The sequence below is a fragment of the Streptomyces ambofaciens ATCC 23877 genome (assembly GCF_001267885.1).
Taxonomy (GTDB): Bacteria; Actinomycetota; Actinomycetes; order Streptomycetales; family Streptomycetaceae; genus Streptomyces; species Streptomyces ambofaciens.
The window spans coordinates 2,545,456-2,559,181 of sequence record NZ_CP012382.1; the positions used below are offsets into that span (position 1 = coordinate 2,545,456).

Here is a 13,726-nt window from a genome sequence, read left to right on the forward strand (position 1 = left end):
GAGTTCGGGTACCCCCTTGCGGCGTCTCATGCCTGCCGCGGACGTGCTGCCTGCGCGCTGCCCCCCTCCGGCAGCGCGCCGCAGCCTCTCGCCCCCGTGCCCTGCGGAGGACTTGACCCACTGTGACCTGCGCGGCCCTCGGCGCGGGAGGGTTCGCCGGCCCCGTCACCCGGATGGGCGAACAGGGCCGGGACGCACGGGAGATGTGCTCAGATGTGGCCCACGCCCGCGCCGGCCTCCGCGTTCACACCGCGCTTGGTGAGGAAGGCGACCAGCACGGCGACGGCCGCGACGCCGGCGGCCACGAGCGACGCGAGGCTCATGCCGGAGATGAAGGTGTCGTGCGCGACCTCCGTGACCTTCGCGGCCATCGGCCCCGGCATACCCTCGGCCACCGGTGCCGCGCCGACCTGGACCGCCTCGGAGGCCTGGCCCAGCTCTTCCGGCGTCAGCTTCGGAAGGCCGGCGTCGGCCCAGTTGCCCGCCAGGTCGTTGTCGACCTTGGAGGCCATCACGGCGCCCAGCACGGCCGTGCCGAGGCTGCCGCCGATCTGCATCGCGGCCTGCTGGAGACCGCCGGCGACACCGGACAGCTCCATCGGCGCGTTGCCGACGATGACCTCGGTGGCGCCGACCATGACGGGCGCGAGGCCGAGGCCCAGCAGGGCGAACCAGAGCGACATGACGCCGCTGCCGGTGTCCGTCTCCAGCGTGGACATGCCGTACATGGCGAGCGCGGTGCACGCCATGCCGCCCGCGAGCGGGATGCGCGGGCCGATCTTGGTGATCATCACGCCGGCCAGCGGCGAGCCGACGATCATCATGCCGGTGAGCGGCAGCAGGTGCAGGCCGGCGTCGATGGGGCTCATGCCGTGCACGTTCTGGAGGTAGAACGTCACGAAGAACAGGCCGCCCATGAAGGCGATCGCCATCATGACCATGAGGACGACACCCGCCGACAGCGGGACGGAGCGGAACAGCCCCAGCGGGATCAGCGGCTCCCTGACCCTCGTCTCCCAGAAGGCGAACAGCCCGAAGCCCACGACGGACACGACGAGGAACAGCCACGTCTTTCCGTCGCCCCAGCCCCACTCGGGGGCCTTGATGAGGGCCCAGACCAGGCAGAACATCGCGGCGGACAGCAGGGCTATGCCGAGGACGTCGAAGGAGCGCGGGGCGTTCACCGCGCGGTGGTCCAGCAGGATCATGACACCGAGGACCACGGCGAGGACGCCCACCGGCACGTTGATGAAGAACACGGACTGCCAGTTGACGTGCTCGACCAGGACACCGCCGAGGATCGGGCCGCCCGCGGTGGAGGCACCGATGACCATGCCCCAGATGCCGATGGCCATGTTGAGCTTCTCGGCCGGGAAGGTCGCCCGGAGCAGGCCGAGCGCGGCCGGCATCAGCAGGGCACCGAAGACGCCCTGGAGCACACGGAAGCCGACGACCAGCGGAATCGTGTCGGACAGGCCGATGGCACCGGAGGCGGCGGCGAAACCGACCACGCCGATGAGGAAGGTCTGCCGGTGGCCGAAGCGGTCACCGAGCTTGCCCGCCGTGATCAGCGAGACCGCGAGGGCGAGGAAGTAGGCGTTGGTGATCCACTGGACGTCGGCGAAGCTGGCCTTCAGGTCGACCTGGATGGCCGGGTTGGCGATGGCCACGATGGTGCCGTCGAGGGCCACCATCATGACCCCTACGGCGACGGTGACGAGGGTGAGCCACGGGTGGCCGCGCAGTCCGCCGGCCGGTGCCGGGCCCGACGGACCGGACGAGGTTCCCCCGTCCCCCGATCCCGTCTTGTCGATGGTGGTCTGACTAGTCATACGTTCGAGGCTAGTGACAGCCACTGACAGTTGACAAACCATTTCACTAGTCGGTAACTGACATGTCATCTCCCTATAGCCTGAACTGCGAAAACGACGGCGGGGCACCACGCCGGAGCCGACCCGAGGAGCGAACCTTTTGAACATGGCGGACACAGCGACACCACCGGGCCTGCGCGAGCGCAAGAAGCAGCGCACCCGGGACACGCTGCTGCGGTCCGCCCTGGAGCTGTTCACCGAGCGGGGCTACGAGGAGACGACCGTCGACGACATCGCCGAAGCGGCCGATGTCTCGCAGCGCACCTTCTTCCGCTACTTCGCCAGCAAGGAGGACGCGGCCTTCTTCGTGTCGCGGCTCGCGGAGTCGCACTTCGTCGAGGCCGTGCGCCGCCGCCCGCCCGGCGAGGCGCCGCTGGACGCCATGCGCCAGGCGCTCGGGGAGAGCTGGGACACCATCGGCGAGGCCGTGGGGCGGCTGGTCCCGCTGGAGCTGCACATGCGCTTCTACCAGGTGATCGAGTCGACGCCCGCGCTGCTCGCCGCCCATCTGCGGCGGGCGGCGGAGCTGGAGGAGGAGATCGCCCGGGTCGTCGCCGAGCGCGAGGGCCTCGACATGGAGGCGGACCCGCGCCCGCGCGTGGTGGTGGCCGTCTTCGGCGCGGTGATAAGGGTGACGGAGCGGATCTGGTCGGCGCGCGGCGACGCCAGTCTCGCGGCGCTGCGCGAGCTGACCGCCACCTACCTGGACCAGGTGGAACCCGCGCTCATCGGCGACTGGCGGAGCGCTCGCGGGGCCGGACGGGCGGAACCGACCCCGTAGCGCGTGATCGAAACGTGATCCGTGTCACTGGATTCACGCGAGACCGTCCCGTTCTCCTAGTGTGTCCTCCCAGTGACTTCCTTCGACACCTCTCCGCAGCTGAACGTCTGGCGCGCACTGCTCGCCCTGGCCGTGGTGTTCGTGATGCTGGCGACCACCGGCTGGACCGCCCTGCGCAACCAGCGGGGCCCCACCGCCCTCGAAGCGTCGGTCACGGCCTGGGAGAACGGCCGGATCGACGGACGCCGGCTGCCCGACGCGCAGGCGTCCCCCGCCCGGCTGGCCCGCTTCTTCGCCTCGCTCACCGAGTGGCAGCGCACCAGCCTCGCCCGCCGCTACTCCCTGGCCGTCGGCAACATGAACGGCGCCCCCGTCGAGTTGCGCTACCTCGCCAACCGCGCGGCACTGCGCAAGGCACGCGCCGTGGAGCGCCTGCGCATGCACGACAAGCGCCTGTCGCTGTCGGGCCAGCGCGAGGCCGGCCGGCGTGCGCACCAGTACGAGGCGCTGCTGAACCACGACCGCCGCATCCTCGCCTTCGACCCGGCGGGTTCCGGCAAGGTCGCCGAGGTCTTCGGCGACCTGGGCCGCGCCGAGCGCGTGTCCGTCGTCGTGCCCGGCGTGGACACCGAGCTGCTCACCTTCCAGCGCACCCATCGCAGGTACTCGGCGCCCGTCGGCATGGCCGAGTCGCTGTACGCGGCCGAGCGCGCGGCGAGCCCCGGTACCTCCACAGCCGTGATCGCGTGGGCCGACTACACCTCCCCCAACGGCCTCGGCATGGAGGCGGCCACGGCGATCCGGGCCGAGCACGGCGCCGCCCGGCTCAACGCGCTGCTGCGGGCGCTGCCCGGCCGGGCGCCCGTCTCGCTGTTCTGCCACAGCTACGGCTCGGTGGTGTGCGGTGTCGCCGCCGACGCGCTGCCCCGCCGGGTGACCGACATCGCGGTGGCCGGCAGCCCCGGCATGCGCGTCGAGAAGGCCGCCCAGCTGCACACCTCGGCCCGGGTGTGGGCGATGCGGGACGCGGACGACTGGATCCAGGACGTGCCGTACCTGGAGGTCGGCGGCCTCGGACACGGGGCCGACCCGGTGTCCGCCGGGTTCGGGGCGCGGGTGCTGTCCGCACGGGGCGCCCAGGGGCACAGCGGCTACTTCGTGCCGGGCACGGAGAGCCTGCGGAACTTCGCGCAGATCGGCGTTGGCGCATACCCCACGGTCGCCTGCGCCGGCGAGAACGACACATGCCGGGCGGATTTGTCCGCGACGGCGGCGGCCTGACGCGCGTAGAGGCGCAGATACTCCGGTTTGCACGGGGAGGGGACGGAAGAGCTCGTGCCGCATACGATGAGCCGCATGGGTGACGTACTGGCCGGATTTCATGCCGCCTGGGAGTTCGAGTCCGACTCCGTGCTCATCCGCTACGAACGGGGGATTCGAACACCCAAGCTGTTCCAGGCCCTCGGGGAACGCCGCGTCCCCGTGGAGGCGATCGCCGGGGTGACGCTCTCGCCCGGCAGGCGGGGCACCGTCGTCCTGCGCGTCGAGCCGCGCCCGGGCGCCGACCCCCTGATGGAGGCGGCGGCCGGACAGCTGAAGGAGAGCGGTGACCCGTACCGGCTCGTCCTGCCGGCCGAGCGGGAGACGCTCGCGGAGTACTACGCCGACGAACTGCGCGGGCTGCTGACCGGGTCCGGCAGGTCCGAGCGCTACCTGGTGGCCGCGCCCGAGGCACCGCTGCACTTCAAGGCGTACGACGGGAAGGCGTCCTTCGACGGCAAGGCGGTGTCCTTCCGCTGGTCCTGGACGGGCGCGTCGTCGGCGAAGTGGAAGGCCGGCGACCAGAGCTTCCCGGTCGCCGACCTGGGCGGGGTGGAGTGGCGGTCCCCCGAGGCGTTCGAGGGGTACCTGCGCCTGCTGCCGCGGGAGGCCGCGCCGGTCGCCCCGCAGGCCGACCAGGACCCCGCCTCGGTCGTGTTCGGGCTCGGGTACGGGCCGGTGCACGAGTCGCTTCCGTTCGCCGCCGCGGTGCTGGCGGCGGTGCGGGAACGGGGCGGGGGCGCCCCGGTGCCGGTGCCGGTCCCGGCGCCTCGGCGCGACCCCGCGGACATCGCCGAGCGGATCCGGCACCTGGGTGAGCTGCACCAGCAGGGGCTGGTCACCGACGAGGAGTTCTCCTCGAAGAAGGCCGAGCTGCTGGCGGAGCTGTGACGCCGCTCTACTCCCGTCCGGCGGACGTGAACGTCATGTCCGCGTACCGGTCGCCCGCGACCTTCCCCGCGATCGGCTCCAGCACCGCCAGTTCCTCCTCGGTGAGGACGATCCGCGTCGCGCCGGTGTTCTCCTCGACCCGGGCCGGCCTGCGCGTCCCCGGGATCGGGACCACCGGCAGGCCGTGCACCCGGGCCTGCTGCTGGACCCAGGCCAGGGCGATCTGGCCGAGGGTGGCGTCGTGGGCGTCGGCGACCGTGCGGACCGGGTCGAGGAGGGCCGCGTTGGCCGCCGCGTTGTCGCCGGTGAAGCGGGGCTGCTGACGGCGGAAGTCGTCGGCCGTGAGATCACGGTCCGCGTGGACGAAGGAACCGGTGAGGAAGCCCCGGCCGAGCGGCGAGTACGGCACCAGGGCCACGCCCAGCTCGCGGGCGGCCGGCACCACGCCCGCCTCGATGTCCCGGCTGAACAGCGACCACTCCGACTGCACGGCGGCGATCGGATGCACCGCCTGGGCGGCTCGCAGCTCCTCCCCCGTCACCTCGCTCAGTCCCAGGTGCTTGACCTTGCCCTCGCGGACGAGGTCGGCCATGACGGCGACGGTCTCCTCGACCGGCACGTTCACGTCGCGCCGGTGCATGTAGTAGAGATCGATCACGTCGACGCCCAGCCGCCGCAGACTCGCCTCGACCGCCTGGCGGACGTACGGCGCGTCGTTGCGGATGATCCGCTTCGTCGGGTCGTCCGGCGGGATCGACAGGGCGAACTTGGTCGCGATGACGACCTCGTCGCGGTGGGCCGTGAAGAACGGCGACAGGAACCGCTCGTTGTCGCCCGCCCCGTACGCGTCCGCCGTGTCGTAGAGCGTGACGCCCAGTTCCAGCGCCCGCTCCAGGGTCGCCCGCGAGGCGTCGGCGTCCACGGGGCCGTAGGCGAAGCTCATGCCCATGCAGCCCAGGCCCTGGACGCCCACCTCGGGGCCGCCGTCGCCGAGCCGTACCGTCGGGATGCTGTCGTCGGTCATCGGGTCGTCTCCGTTCCGCGGGCGCGGCCCGCGTCCCCGTAGAAGCTGATCTTGCGGTCGAGCACGGCGAGGGTGTCCTGGAGCTCGGCGATGCGCGTCAGCACGTCGCGGCGCGTGGACTCCAGGAGCTCCCGCCGGTCGATGTAGGTGCTCTCGCCCTCGCGCACCAGCTCCGCGTACCGGACCATGTCGGCGACCGGCATGCCGGTCATGCGCAGCTTGCCGACGAAGTCGAGCCAGTCCAGGTCGCGGTTGCTGTAGCGGCGCTGGCCGGTGTGCGAGCGGTCGATGTGGGACATCAGCCCGATCCGCTCGTACCAGCGCAGCGTGTGGGCCGTCAGGCCGGTGAAGGCGACGACCTCGCTGATGGTGTAGCGGTCCTGCCCGTCGGGGCGTGGGTGGCGCGGGGGCGGGGCGGAGCAGGTGTCCGTTCTGGTGGCGTGCGGCGCGGGGGTCCCGGCCGTGGTCTGCATCACCGTCATGGGTTCCACGCTATGACCTTGGAGTGCACTCCAGGCAAGCGCCCGCGGTGAGAAGGCGGTGGCGGTGGGAAAAGGGCGGGACAGCCGACGGGGCGGGTCACTAGCGTGCGGGCATGAGTCTCGTACGCCGTGCCGTGGCCGCCGACGCGGCCGAAGTGCTCCGCCTGCGTCAGGTGATGCTCGACGCGGTGGGCCGCCCGCCCTCCACCGACTGGCACGCCGCTTCCCTGCCGACGCTGCGGGCGCGGCTCGCCGACCCGGACGGGGAGTTCGCCGCGTTCGTCGCCGACCACCCGGAGCGGCCGGACGCGCTGGCGGCGCTCGTGGCGGGCACGGTGGAGTACCGGATCGGGCGGGCCGGCAATCCGCGGGGGCTGACCGGGTACGTCTTCAGCGTCGCGACGGACCCCGGGGCCCGGCGTCGCGGTTACGCCCGCGCCTGCATGGAGGAGCTGCTGGAGTGGTTCCGCGAGCGGGGCGCCGGGCACGTCATGCTGAACGCCTCGCCGGAGGCCGAGCCGCTGTACGCGTCGATGGGGTTCACCCGGGACACGGACCCCTCCATGCGGCTGCACCTGTGACCCGCTTAGGCTCACGGGCATGTCCTTGAAGAGCCTCGCGTCGATCGAGAACTGGCCGGTCCCCACGGCGGCGGCGGGCGTCGTACGCGCCGACGGCACGATCCTGGGAACCCACGGCCCCCTCGGGCACCGCTTCCCCCTCGCCTCGGTCACCAAGCCGCTCGCGGCGTACGCGGCGCTGGTCGCGTACGAGGAGGGCGCGGTCGAGCTGGACGAGCCCGCCGGTCCGCCCGGGTCGACGGTCCGCCACCTGCTGGCGCACACCTCCGGGCTGGCCTTCGACGAGCACCGGGTGACCGCCCCGCCCGGCGAGCGGCGGCTGTACTCCAACGCCGGTTTCGAGCAGCTCGGCGACCACATCGCGAAGGCGGCGGAGATGCCGTTCGCCGAGTACGCGCGGCAGGCGGTGCTGGAACCGCTGGGCATGACGTCCACCACGCTGGAGGGCTCCCCGGCGAAGGACGGCGTGTCCACGGTGGACGACCTGCTCCGCTTCGCCGCCGAAATCCAGGCCCCACGCCTCCTCGACCCGCGCACCGTCGCCGAGGCGATGACGGTCCAGTACCCGGGCACGAAGGGCGTCCTGCCGGGCTACGGCCACCAGAACCCCAACGACTGGGGCCTCGGCTTCGAGATCCGCGACGGGAAGTCCCCCCACTGGACGGGCGCCTCGTCCTCCCCCCGCACCTTCGGCCACTTCGGCCAGTCGGGCACGTTCCTGTGGATCGACCCGGACGCCGGACTCGCCTGCGTGGCCCTGACCGACCGGGCCTTCGGGACGTGGGCGGTCGAGGCGTGGCCGCCCTTCACGGACGCGGTGCTGGCGGAACTGCGCGGCTGAGGCGTCACGCCGTACGGCGACGGGCACGGGAAGACGGTGTGGTTCGAGTGAACGTCCGTCGACGGCGGACCAGTTACACGATTCACACCACAGAGGATGACGCGCTCCGCATACGCTCGACTACACAGGGCAACGAACGTCCCCGGACGTTGCCGCCCGCCCCGCCCGTAGTCCGGAGTGAGTGAGGTACCGCAGTGGCCCACATCCAGTCCCTCGACCCGACCGCTTCCCCACTCGACTACTACGGCTGGGAGCTGCGCCGCCAACGCGAGGCCCACGGCCTCAACCAGGCCCAGCTCGGCGAGATCATCTTCTGCACCGGCTCACTGGTCGGCCAGATCGAGACCACCAGGAAGGTCCCGACCCGGGACTTCTCCGAACGGGTCGACGCCGCCCTCGGCACGGACGGCCTCTTCTCCCGCCTGATCGGCCTGGTGCTGCGCAGCCAACTGCCCACGTGGTTCCAGCCGTACGCGGAGATGGAGGCGAAGGCGACGTACATCTCCACCTACCAGGCGCAGCTGGTCTACGGGCTGGTGCAGACGGAGGAGTACGCGCGGGCGGTGCTGGACGTGGAGCACCGGGGCAACGTGGACGAGATGGTCGCCGCCCGGATGGAGCGTCAGCGCATCCTCCTGCGCCACCGGCCGCCCGCCCTGTGGGTCGTCCTGGACGAGGCCGCCCTGCTGCGGGAGATCGGCGGCCGGGACGTGATGCGCAGGCAACTCGCCCGCCTGTTGGACTTCACGACCGCGCCCTGGGTGCAGATCCAGGTCCTCCCGCTGACCTCGGGCCAACACACGGGCATGATGGGGACGTTCACCCTGCTGCGGTTCGACGCCGACCTCGACCTCTTCTACAAGGACGGCTACGACCAGGGCTACATGACCGCCAGCCCAGAGGTGATCAAGGAACGCTCGTTCGGCTACGCTCGACTGCAAGCCTCAGCCCTCTCCCCCGAGGACTCGGTGAGACTGATCACCCGCGTGATGGAGGAACGCTATGCGACCCCGCACAGCACTGAGCAACGTTGAGTGGCGCAGGTCCAGCTACAGCGGAAGCAACGGCGGTGAGTGCGTCGAGGTCGCCGAGGGCCACCCCACCGACTCCGTTCCCGTGCGGGACAGCAAGAACCCGGCCGGCCCGGTCGTCACCGTCGGCGCGCACGCCTGGCGGGCCTTCGTCCAGGGCCTGCGGTAGGTAGTCCGAGCCCTGCGGCTACCGCCGTTACCGGAGGGCGCGTTCCGGTCAATCCCCGTCTGTCGTCTACGCCTGCCGGGACAGCACCTCCCGGCAGGTGACGCACAGGATCCACAGGGGATCTTCACTCCTTCTCCATGATCGCGTTTCAGCCGAGCACGGTTCGCGATCTTGTGACGTGATCATGTCGCATGCCTAGGGTGACCCGGCGCGCCGGCCGGGGATCCCTCTCCTCCGGTGCGCGGTCCCGGAACGGCCGTGGGCCGCCGCAGGGGTGGAGAGGGGTTTCGTCGCACCTTCCGTCTCCTTGTCGGGGCGCCTTTGTCCGTCTCCGTCCTCGACGAAGGATGCTCCAGTGCGCCTCAGACGTTCCCGCATCATCTGACGCTCCACCCGGCAGACCCGGCCGCCGACTGCGTGCCGCCTCGCTCCCCCTCGTGCCGCTGACTGTGATCGGCGCCCTGGTCGCCGGACTCGTCGGCCTTGAACCTCCGTCCGACGACAGTCTGCCCGGCACCAGCACCGTCGCCGACAGCTATGACGGCTTCGACGCCGACGCCGCCGAGCAACTGCGACGGGACCAGTGTTTGATGGCCGACTCCCTGCGGATCGGCGGACCGCAGATGCACACCCTCGCGCGGAACGCGCTGGAGTGGACGCCCGAGCAGTTGCGCCTCGCGGCGAATCGCGACTACTGGACCGACACTCCCCTGTCGGTGGCGTTCCAGAAGGACAAGACCTCCTACGACCAGAACAACAGCGGGCTAGGCGCACGGGGCGACGCCTGGAAGAAGTCCCTGAACGGGCTGTCGTACCCGGGCGGCTTCACCTCCGAGGCCGACTTCTACCGGCCGCCCGGGGTGCCCACCGGTCAGGACCTCTTCGGCCAGGTCGGCTACTCGAAGTGGCTCGGGGAGCAGTACTGGAAGGACGAAGGTCTCTTCTACGAGGACCCGACCCCGGTGGCCGACGAGGCGACCGCCCAGGCGGTGGAGAAGCTCGGGGCCCCGCTCTACGGCGACCCCGATCCGTCCCTGCCGAGCGACGCGTGGCAACAGGCTTACGCCGAGAAGCAGGCGTTCGAGGAACTCACCGGCGGTCTCACCGAGATGGGGGCGGACGACGCCCGGCTCTTCCTCTCGTTCGGTGGTTTCCCCCGGACGGCACCCGAGCCCGGCAGTCTTCCGTTCCGTCTGGCCGTGATGCGGGCGGCGTCTGACCAAAAGAAGGCCTGAGGGGGTGCGGTGGGTGCCCAAGTAGCAGGCAGCACCCACCGCACCCCCTCCAAGACGCAATGGGAAGGTGAAGCAGTGAGCGATTACGGCTACCCGCACGCTTCGGATGAGGTACAGGAAGAGCGAAACAGAATCGCCGACCGCGCATACGAGGAACTGCGCCGGGCCGGTCTCCCAGCCCATCGTTGGAAACGCGACGCGGATGGATCGCCCGGTGCAGAAATCGCCGTTGATCCGGGGGAGGATTCAGTGGGAGGGGTCATCGTTACCTGGACAGCCGACTTCGGACCAGCGCTCGCTGAGAGCCTGCTCAGCGGAGATCTGCAGGCACCGGTGATCCGGCAGAACGGAGCCGTTGCCCGCCACATGCAGGAAGCCATCATCGGTATCCTCAGAGCCGCAGGGCTTGAAGCCGCCCCCAGCGAAGACGACATGAATCCACTGGCGGTACGTGTTGCCTCGACGTAGCAGAGGAACCGGACGGGCACACCTACGGAAGTGCACCGTACAGAGCGGGCTGTCAGCCCTCTGACGCGTCCGGTCACTGGGGCGTCACTGTCCCCCCATCTCCCACAGCAGCACCTCGGCCCGCGTCACCGCCACCGCGTCCAGCGCGTCGGCGTCCGTGACGCGGGCCGCGTCGCCCGCGCCCAGGGTCTCGCCACCCAGCGTCACCTCGCCCCGCACCACATGCACGTACACGTACGCCCCGTCCGGCACCGCCGTCCGCTCCCCCGCTGCCAGGCGGCGGACGTGGAACATCGCGCCGGCCTCGGGGACGGCGTACGGGGTGGAGTCGGCGATGCCGTGGACGATCTCGTAGGCGGGGTCGCCGCCGGGAGTGAGCGGGGCCAGCCACATCTGGACGAAGGTCAGGGGCGCGGGGCCGTCGTTGCGCTCGACGTGGCGGACGCCGGCCGCGGAGCTGAGGCGCTGGACGTCGCCGGCGCGGACGACCGTCTCGTGGCCGGCGGTGTCGCGGTGGGTCAGCTCGCCCTCGACCACCCACGTGACGATCTCCGTGTGGCTGTGCGGGTGCTCGTCGAAGCCGGCGCCGGGGGCGAGCCGCTCCTCGTTGCAGGCGAGCAGAGCCCCGAAGCGGAGGTTGTCGGGGTCGTAGTGGGGGCCGAAGGAGAAGGCGTGGCGGGAGACGATCCCGGCTGCCGGATCACCGCCCGGGAAGCGCTCGTCGGCGCGGCGTACGTCCATCACGTCGTTCACCGTAGACCCGGCGGCACACCCGCCCGTCCCGATAAGGCAGTCTTGTCCCCGTGCCCGAACCCGAAACCGGCAAGCCCGACGCCCCCGCCCGGCCCGTCCACCCGCACACCGCGACCCTGAAGCGGCTGGAGCAGTCCGCCGGATCGCTCGCCGCGCAGGCCATCGCGCGGATGGACGAGACCCTGCCGTGGTACCGGGCCATGCCACCGGAGAACCGTTCCTGGATCGGGCTGGTCGCCCAGGCGGGCATCGCCGCCTTCACCGAGTGGTTCCGGCACCCGGACGCCCCGCAGGCCATCTCCACCGACGTCTTCGGCACCGCGCCGCGCGAGCTGACGCGGGCCATCACGCTGCGGCAGACCGTGGAGATGGTGCGGACGACGATCGAGGTCATGGAGTCCGCGATCGACGAGGTCGCCGCTCCCGGGGACGAGTCGGTCCTGCGCGAGGCGCTGCTGGTGTACGCCCGGGAGATCGCCTTCGCGACCGCCCAGGTCTACGCGCAGGCCGCCGAGGCACGCGGTGCCTGGGACGCGCGGCTGGAGTCGCTGGTGGTGAACGCCGTGCTCAGCGGCGAGGCCGACGAGGGCGCCGTGTCGCGGGCCGCCGCCCTCGGGTGGAACTCGCCCGAGCACGTGTGCGTGGTGCTGGGCACCGCCCCCGAGGGCGACTCCGAGCTGACCGTGGAGGCCATCCGGCGCGCGGCCCGGCACGCCAAGCTCCAGGTGCTGACGGGGGTGCTCGGGGACCGGCTGGTGGTGATCGCGGGGGGCAGCGACAACCCCCTCGCGGTGGCCAAGTCGCTGATCGGGCCGTTCGCGCAGGGCGCGGTCGTGGCCGGTCCCGTGGTGCCGGACCTGCTGGCCGCGACCCGGTCCGCGCAGGCCGCCGCGGCCGGGCTCAAGGCGTGCACCGCCTGGCAGGACGCTCCGCGCCCCGTGCTGGCCGACGATCTGCTGCCGGAGCGCGCCATCGCCTCCGACCCGTCGGCCCGCGAGCAGTTGGTGGAGGAGATCTACAGACCGCTGGAGGAGGCCGGTGCAGCCTTGCTCGAGACGCTCAGCGTCTATCTCGAACAGGCGAGCAGTCTCGAAGGCGCCGCCCGGATGCTCTTCGTTCACCCGAACACCGTGCGCTACCGGCTCCGACGTGTGACTGACGTCACCGGATGGTCACCCTCTGATGTACGGTCTGCGTTCACACTGCGGATCGCGCTCATCCTGGGGCGTCTGGCCGATGGAGATCCGCAACTCTAAGCTTTTGTCGGGGGTCCACAAAACCCCCTCCCGTTCTTCGTCCCTGTCCCCACGGGCGGCCGTGGCCGTCCTCAAGAGAGAGTGTGAGAGTGCTCGTACTCGTCGCTCCCGGCCAGGGCGCCCAGACGCCCGGCTTCCTGACTGACTGGCTCGCCCTGCCCGGCGCCGCTGACCGCGTCGCCGCCTGGTCCGACGCCATTGGACTCGATCTCGCCCACTACGGCACCAAGGCCGACGCGGACGAGATCCGAGACACGTCCGTGGCACAGCCGCTGCTCGTCGCGGCCGGAATCCTCTCGGCCGCGGCACTCGGTGACATCGCCGACCTCGCGCCCGGCGCCGTCGCCGGCCACAGCGTCGGCGAGTTCACGGCCGCCGCCTTCGCGGGCGTCCTCGACGACACGGCCGCGGTGTCCCTCGTACGCCGTCGGGGCCTGGCGATGGCCGAGGCCGCCGCCGTCACCGAGACCGGCATGTCCGCGCTGCTCGGCGGCGACCCCGAGGTGAGCGTCGCGCACCTGGAGAAGCTGGGGCTGACCCCGGCGAACATGAACGGCGCCGGTCAGATCGTGGCGGCCGGCACCATGGAGCAGCTGGCCGCGCTGAGCGAGGACAAGCCCGAGGGCGTGCGCAAGGTCGTCGCGCTGAAGGTGGCCGGCGCCTTCCACACGCAGCACATGGCGCCCGCGGTCGACAAGCTCGCTCAGGCCGCGAAGACGCTGACGCCGGCCGACCCCAAGGTGACGTACGTCTCCAACAAGGACGGGCAGGCCGTCGCCTCCGGTGCCGAGGTGCTGGAGCGGCTGGTCGGCCAGGTCGCCAACCCGGTCCGCTGGGACCGGTGCATGGAGACGTTCCAGGAGCTGGGCGTCACCGCGCTGATCGAGGTGTGCCCGGGCGGCACGCTCACCGGGCTGGCCAAGCGCGCGCTGCCGGGCGTGAAGACGCTGGCCCTGAAGTCCCCCGCCGATCTCGACGCGGCCCGCGAGCTCGTCGCCGAGCACGCCCAGCAGGCCTGACAAG

At 71.4% G+C, this 13,726-nt stretch carries 15 protein-coding genes; 11 read left to right on the forward strand and 4 right to left on the reverse strand.

What is annotated here, in order from left to right:
• Nucleotides 1–209: 209 nt before the first annotated feature.
• Nucleotides 210–1,832, reverse strand: coding sequence for an MFS transporter (locus SAM23877_RS11500; RefSeq protein WP_053130152.1), 1,623 nt, complete (start codon nucleotides 1,830–1,832; stop codon nucleotides 210–212).
• Between the two features lie 145 nt (nucleotides 1,833–1,977).
• Here SAM23877_RS11500 and SAM23877_RS11505 point away from each other — a divergent pair, with 145 nt between their 5' ends.
• From SAM23877_RS11505 to SAM23877_RS11515, 3 genes are all read left to right on the forward strand, one after another.
• On the forward strand, nucleotides 1,978–2,652 hold the full coding sequence (locus SAM23877_RS11505) for a TetR family transcriptional regulator (protein WP_053130155.1): 675 nt from the start codon (nucleotides 1,978–1,980) through the stop codon (nucleotides 2,650–2,652).
• A 72-nt stretch (nucleotides 2,653–2,724) separates the two neighbouring features.
• A complete protein-coding gene (locus tag SAM23877_RS11510; RefSeq protein ID WP_053130157.1) occupies nucleotides 2,725–3,933 on the forward strand; it encodes an alpha/beta hydrolase family protein in 1,209 nt (402 codons plus the stop codon).
• Nucleotides 3,934–4,008: 75 nt separating this feature from the next.
• Nucleotides 4,009–4,863, forward strand: coding sequence for a DUF4429 domain-containing protein (locus SAM23877_RS11515; RefSeq protein ID WP_053130160.1), 855 nt, complete (start codon nucleotides 4,009–4,011; stop codon nucleotides 4,861–4,863).
• 7 nt (nucleotides 4,864–4,870) lie between these two features.
• On the opposite strand, the gene SAM23877_RS11520 is transcribed toward SAM23877_RS11515, so the two are convergent.
• Together SAM23877_RS11520 and SAM23877_RS11525 are read right to left on the reverse strand one after the other, a co-directional pair.
• Complete coding sequence (locus tag SAM23877_RS11520; RefSeq protein ID WP_053130163.1) at nucleotides 4,871–5,887, reverse strand: aldo/keto reductase; 1,017 nt, start codon at nucleotides 5,885–5,887, stop codon at nucleotides 4,871–4,873.
• Complete coding sequence (locus tag SAM23877_RS11525; RefSeq protein WP_053130166.1) at nucleotides 5,884–6,369, reverse strand: MerR family transcriptional regulator; 486 nt, start codon at nucleotides 6,367–6,369, stop codon at nucleotides 5,884–5,886. The genes SAM23877_RS11520 and SAM23877_RS11525 overlap by 4 nt, the downstream gene beginning before the upstream one ends.
• Nucleotides 6,370–6,482: 113 nt before the next feature.
• On the opposite strand from SAM23877_RS11525, the gene SAM23877_RS11530 reads away from it, so the two are divergent.
• The 6 genes from SAM23877_RS11530 (at nucleotide 6,483) to SAM23877_RS39645 (ending at nucleotide 10,694) form a co-directional block, all read left to right on the forward strand.
• Nucleotides 6,483–6,950 carry a GNAT family N-acetyltransferase gene (locus SAM23877_RS11530; protein ID WP_053130169.1) on the forward strand — a complete coding sequence of 156 codons (468 nt, stop codon included), beginning with the start codon at nucleotides 6,483–6,485 and terminating at the stop codon, nucleotides 6,948–6,950.
• A 19-nt stretch (nucleotides 6,951–6,969) separates the two neighbouring features.
• Nucleotides 6,970–7,791 (forward strand): serine hydrolase domain-containing protein, encoded by an 822-nt coding sequence (locus tag SAM23877_RS11535; RefSeq protein WP_053130172.1) that lies wholly within the window; start codon nucleotides 6,970–6,972, stop codon nucleotides 7,789–7,791.
• 194 nt (nucleotides 7,792–7,985) lie between these two features.
• Nucleotides 7,986–8,825, forward strand: a complete 840-nt coding sequence (locus tag SAM23877_RS11540) for a helix-turn-helix domain-containing protein (protein WP_053130175.1) — start codon at nucleotides 7,986–7,988, stop codon at nucleotides 8,823–8,825.
• Nucleotides 8,794–8,991, forward strand: a complete 198-nt coding sequence (locus tag SAM23877_RS11545; RefSeq protein ID WP_053142369.1) for a DUF397 domain-containing protein — start codon at nucleotides 8,794–8,796, stop codon at nucleotides 8,989–8,991. Before SAM23877_RS11540 ends, SAM23877_RS11545 begins: the two co-directional genes overlap by 32 nt.
• Before the next feature lie 437 nt (nucleotides 8,992–9,428).
• Nucleotides 9,429–10,226 carry a hypothetical protein gene (locus SAM23877_RS11550; protein WP_174532210.1) on the forward strand — a complete coding sequence of 266 codons (798 nt, stop codon included), beginning with the start codon at nucleotides 9,429–9,431 and terminating at the stop codon, nucleotides 10,224–10,226.
• A 75-nt stretch (nucleotides 10,227–10,301) separates the two neighbouring features.
• The gene (locus tag SAM23877_RS39645) at nucleotides 10,302–10,694 is read left to right on the forward strand and encodes a hypothetical protein (protein WP_159041978.1); all 393 of its coding nucleotides are present in this window, start codon (nucleotides 10,302–10,304) and stop codon (nucleotides 10,692–10,694) included.
• Between the two features lie 84 nt (nucleotides 10,695–10,778).
• On the opposite strand, the gene SAM23877_RS11555 is transcribed toward SAM23877_RS39645, so the two are convergent.
• Nucleotides 10,779–11,435: a pirin family protein gene (locus tag SAM23877_RS11555; protein ID WP_053142372.1), complete on the reverse strand. Its 657-nt coding sequence runs from the start codon at nucleotides 11,433–11,435 to the stop codon at nucleotides 10,779–10,781.
• A 62-nt stretch (nucleotides 11,436–11,497) separates the two neighbouring features.
• Between SAM23877_RS11555 and fasR the strand changes: the two genes are divergently transcribed.
• Both fasR and SAM23877_RS11565 read left to right on the forward strand, forming a co-directional pair.
• Nucleotides 11,498–12,703: a fatty acid biosynthesis transcriptional regulator FasR gene (gene fasR, locus SAM23877_RS11560; RefSeq protein ID WP_053130181.1), complete on the forward strand. Its 1,206-nt coding sequence runs from the start codon at nucleotides 11,498–11,500 to the stop codon at nucleotides 12,701–12,703.
• Between the two features lie 89 nt (nucleotides 12,704–12,792).
• Nucleotides 12,793–13,722: an ACP S-malonyltransferase gene (locus tag SAM23877_RS11565; RefSeq protein WP_053130186.1), complete on the forward strand. Its 930-nt coding sequence runs from the start codon at nucleotides 12,793–12,795 to the stop codon at nucleotides 13,720–13,722.
• Nucleotides 13,723–13,726 lie beyond the last annotated feature (4 nt).